Genomic DNA, 4,429 nt, shown 5'->3' on the forward strand with positions numbered 1-4,429 from the left:
GCCCTGGCTGAGGGGCGCACGCGGTCCGGTGCCCGCCATGTCGTGCGTGAACATGTTGAGGTGCGGCAGAGCGCCCATCCCCCGCAGGAACGTGAACCCGACCGTGGTGACGAGCGCGATCCCCACGACGGCCGCCCCGCCGGTCACCAGGGCGCTGGCGAGCCGGTCGACGACCGCCGGTCCCGGCGACACGGCCGCGGTCGTCGCCGTCAGGGTGGCCAGGAACAGCAGGAACGCCGAGAGCGTGAACGCCAGCGGGTTGCCCCACGGCAGCAGCCGGAAGCAGATCACCCAGGCGAGCGCGAGCCCGGCAGCCATCGAGCCGACGAGGATCGTGCGCTCCTCGGCCGTGCTGGTCGAGACGGTCCGACGTCGTGCGGGCGGCGCCGCTGGGAGGTCCTCGAGCGAGCGCACCCAGGTCCGCAGGACCTCGTCCTCGGACGTGCGCGGCAGCTGGGCGGACGAGCTGGTCACGGTGGCCATCAGATGTCCGTCCCTGCGCCCGAGCGGCTGCGCCCGACGACCATCGACGCGATCGTGTTGACGACGAGCGTGATGATGAAGAGGACGAAGCCGGCCGTCAGCAGCGCGGACAGCTGCGAGGCGGACGCCTCTCCGAAGCGGCCCGCGATCAGCGCCGAGATGGTGTTCGTGCCGACCTCGAGCGGCCGGAACTTCAGGTCGAACGACGGCGAGATGATCAGCACGACGGCGATCGTCTCGCCGAGCGCGCGACCCATCCCGAGCATCGTTCCGCCGATGATCCCGCCCTTGCCGAACGGCAGGACGACGGCGCGGATGACACCCCAGCGCGTCGAGCCGAGCGCGATCGCACCCTCCCGCTCCCCCGCCGGTGCCTGCGAGAAGACCTCGCGCATGACCGCCGATGCCATCGGCAGCACCATCATCGCGACGGCGATGCCCGCGACGAAAGCCGAGGCCGTGTACCGCGTCTGCTCCCACATCGCGGCGTGCGGGTCGGTGTCCACCCGGAAGAACGGCAGGAACCCCAGGTACGTGTGGAGCCACCGCGCGAGCCTGCTCGCGTACGGCTGCAGGAGGAAGAAGCCCCACAGCCCGTAGATGATGCTCGGCACCGCGGCCATGAGGTCAACCATCGACACGAGCGTCGATCGCAGGCGGACCGGTGCGTACTCGCTGATGTACAGCGCGGTGGCGAGCGCGAGCGGGAACGCGAACGTCATGGCCACCAGCGCGACCGTGAGCGTCCCGAGCAGCACCGATCCGATGCCGACCACGTCGGCCTCGGGCTGCCACTGCGTCTCGGTCAAGAACCCCAGGCCGTAGCGCTTGAACGTCGGGACGGCCTGGAGCGCGAGGAACAGGCCGATGCCGCCCGTGATGGCGAGCACGGTGGCGCCGACGGCCCGGCCGCCGATCGCGAACACACGGTCGCTGCCCGACTCGCTCCGTGCGAGCCGTCGCGGGGTCGCTGCCGCGCTCGACGACTCCTCGACGCGGACGATCGTGCTCACACGCGGACCGGTCCTCTCGTGTCGTGGTTCGCCGCGCACCGCGGGTCGGACCGATCGAACAGTCCGTCGGCGACTGCGGGTCCCCCCACCGGTGAACGCAGGACGAACGGGACGGAAGGGATCACTCGGCGCCCCGCGAGACGAGCGGGCGAGCCGCGGCCACGGCCCGGTACGCGTGCACGACGGGATCGATCTGCGCGGTCGGTGCGAGTGCCGCGAACATGCGCCACGCGTGGTCGCCGCGGACCCTGCGGTCGAGGTCGCCCGTGCTCTCGACGATCGGCCGGCCTTCGAGGCTCAGCGACCACCGCCAGCGCGCGCGCTCGGTGAGCCGCAGCGACGGCTCGAGCTCGTCGACACGGCGCCTGACGACGTCGATCGACTGGTGGGCGGCCACGACAGACTCGAACGGGGCGACGGTGCGGGCGAGCCCCCGTCCGTTGGGGCTCACCATCCGCCACCACACCGGGCCGTCGCCGCCGAACCTGTACACCTGGAAGACGGGTGCGACGGCGCGCATCGAGGTTCGTCCTTGTCATCCCGGCAGCGGCGCGACGGGTTGCGCACCGCACGGATTCAAGGGGTTGTCGGCGACGTGCGGACTCCTGCCGGGCGTCCGGAGGATGAACGAATGTCGCTATGGTCCTCAAACGCGAGGTATTCACCCGTTCGCGCACCGAACGGGTGACTCATCCCGCCAACGAGTCCGCCGCGTACCGGTTGGCGGCACCGAGCACGTCCGCGACGTACTGCTCCGAGTGGTTGTACGAGAAGACTGCGTCGTGCCATGCGGTCGCACCTGTGACGTCGGCGCCCGACGCGCACAGGTAGCGCGCCGCACCGAGCGCCGCGTCGTCGATGTCGTTCGGGTCGTCGGACCCGTCCCCGTCGCCATCGGAGCGCCACCGCAGCCACGTCGACGGCAGCATCTGCAGCGGTCCCACCGCGTGGTCCCAGGTCGGGTCGCCGTGCCAGGTGGTGGACTCCGGTGTCGCACGGATCGCCGCGAAGCCCGGACGGCCGTCGAGGGCGGGCCCGAGGATCGGGACGTTCGTCGTGCCGTCCTCCCGGAGGGCGCTCCCGCCGTGCGTGCCGTGGCCAGACTCGATCCCACCGATCGCAGCGAGGGTCGACCACCCGAGCCGGCAGCCGGGCTGCTCGACGCCGACGGTCAGGCTCGCTTCGGCGTAGGCGCGCAGCGCCACCGACGGGATGCCGGTGGCATGCGCAACGGTCGCAATCCAACCGGCGGACGCTCGCGGGACGATCGTTGCGGCCGGCGCGCCGGCGCCGAGCGCGCCCGAGGTCAGCTCAAGATGCGCGGTGTCGACCGCGGCAGGCAGCTCGTCCGACCGGGCGGCGACAGGGATGGCCGTGGCGGCCGGGCGAGCTCCGCCGTCCGCGAGCACGACCTCGTGCCGCGATGCGACTACGGCCCCGACCCCGCCACCGATGCCGAGCAGCACAGCGACGACTGCGATCGACGACCAGTCCACGCGGCGCGCGAAGGCGGCGTGGGTGCGGGTCGTCGCGCTGGCAGGGGTCATTGCTCTGAGGCTGCGTCATCCACGCGTCGGCGATGACTCCCCGCGGTGAATCCGGGATGAACGGCGCACAACGCGCGGGCCAGCCGTCAGGACAGTCCGATCTGTCTCGCATCGTGATACGGGGTTTCCCATGCTGGACACCCGCACCCTACGCTCGCACCATGACCTGCCGAATGTGTCGCTGACCGACGCACTTCGGCTGCGCCCGCACACCGGCCTCGGTGGCCCCTCCCGGCCTCCTCGGACACCTCCCGGCTGACTCTGGCGCCCTCCCGTTCGTGCGACCACCTCCCCATCCCTTGCGGGAGCGGTCCGGCACATCGGCCGCTGCTCCCGCGCAGCCCCAGGAGTCCCCATGAGCAACAACTGGTCCTTCGAGACCCGCCAGATCCACGCCGGCCAGACGCCCGACCCCGCGACGGGTGCGCGCGCGCTGCCGATCTACCAGACCACCTCCTTCGTCTTCCCCGACGCCGGCGTCGCCGCCGACCGGTTCGCGCTGAAGGACCTCGGCCCGATCTACACGCGCATCGGCAACCCCACCCAGACGGTCGTCGAGGACCGCATCGCGTCCCTCGAGGGCGGCGTCGGCGCGCTGCTCGTCGCGTCCGGCCAGGCCGCCGAGACCCTCGCGATCCTCAACATCGCCGAGGCCGGCGACCACATCGTGGCGAGCCCGAGCCTGTACGGCGGCACGTACAACCTGCTGCACTACACGCTCCCCAAGCTGGGCATCGAGACGACGTTCGTCACCGACCCGCACGACGCGCAGGCGTGGCGCGACGCCGTCCGCCCGAACACCAAGCTCTTCTACGCCGAGACGATCCCGAACCCGCGCTCCGACATCCTCGACATCGAGGAGGTCGCGTCGATCGCGCACGAGGTCGGCGTCCCGCTCGTCGTCGACAACACGATCGCGACCCCGTACCTGCTCAACCCGATCAAGTTCGGCGCCGACGTCGTCGTGCACTCCGCGACGAAGTACCTCGGTGGCCACGGCACGGCGATCGGCGGGGTCATCGTCGACGCGGGCACGTTCGACTACGCCCAGCACCCCGAGCGGTTCCCGAACTACAACACGCCCGACCCGAGCTACCACGGCCTCGTCTACGCGCGGGACCTCGGCGTCGGCAGCGCGTTCGGCGCGAACCTCTCCTTCATCCTCAAGGCGCGCGTTCAGCTGCTGCGCGACCTCGGCTCGGCGATCTCGCCGTTCAACGCGTTCTTGCTCCTGCAGGGTCTGGAGACCCTCAGCCTGCGCATGGAGCGCCACTTCTCCAACGCAGCCAAGGTGGTCGAGTTCCTGCAGAGCCGCAGCGAGGTGCTGAGCATCAACTGGGCCGGCCTGCCCTCCAGCCCGTGGCACGAGCGGGCCACGAAGTACGG

Annotated in this window: 5 protein-coding genes; 1 reads left to right on the top strand and 4 read right to left on the bottom strand. The window is 71.2% G+C overall.

The window, feature by feature from the left end; genetic code table 11:
- The 4 genes from VFW79_RS12255 to VFW79_RS12270 form a co-directional block, all read right to left on the bottom strand.
- Positions 1-483: hypothetical protein (locus VFW79_RS12255; RefSeq protein WP_414647957.1), on the bottom strand; the 483-nt coding region annotated here is incomplete at its 3' end.
- Positions 483-1,496 carry a phosphate ABC transporter permease subunit PstC gene (pstC, locus tag VFW79_RS12260; RefSeq protein ID WP_329677572.1) on the bottom strand — a complete coding sequence of 338 codons (1,014 nt, stop codon included), beginning with the start codon at positions 1,494-1,496 and terminating at the stop codon, positions 483-485. The genes VFW79_RS12255 and pstC, both read right to left, overlap by 1 nt.
- 121 nt (positions 1,497-1,617) lie before the next feature.
- Entirely contained in the window at positions 1,618-2,016 is a 399-nt protein-coding gene (locus VFW79_RS12265) for a hypothetical protein (RefSeq protein ID WP_329677573.1), read from the bottom strand.
- Positions 2,017-2,185: 169 nt separating this feature from the next.
- Positions 2,186-3,043 (bottom strand): murein transglycosylase, encoded by an 858-nt coding sequence (locus tag VFW79_RS12270; protein WP_329677574.1) that lies wholly within the window; start codon positions 3,041-3,043, stop codon positions 2,186-2,188.
- 355 nt (positions 3,044-3,398) lie between these two features.
- On the opposite strand from VFW79_RS12270, the gene VFW79_RS12275 reads away from it, so the two are divergent.
- On the top strand, positions 3,399-4,429 hold a 1,031-nt coding region (locus VFW79_RS12275), incomplete at its 3' end, for an O-acetylhomoserine aminocarboxypropyltransferase/cysteine synthase family protein (RefSeq protein ID WP_329677575.1).

The organism is Cellulomonas sp., assembly GCF_036279715.1.
GTDB lineage: Bacteria > Actinomycetota > Actinomycetes > Actinomycetales > Cellulomonadaceae > Cellulomonas_A.

What these genes read in the sequence shown, in the direction of transcription:
- VFW79_RS12265 (WP_329677573.1), bottom strand. Translation starts at nt 2,016, where the DNA reads ATGCGCGCCGTCGCACCCGTCTTCCAGGTGTACAGGTTCGGCGGCGAC.
- VFW79_RS12270 (WP_329677574.1), bottom strand. Translation starts at nt 3,043, where the DNA reads ATGACCCCTGCCAGCGCGACGACCCGCACCCACGCCGCCTTCGCGCGC.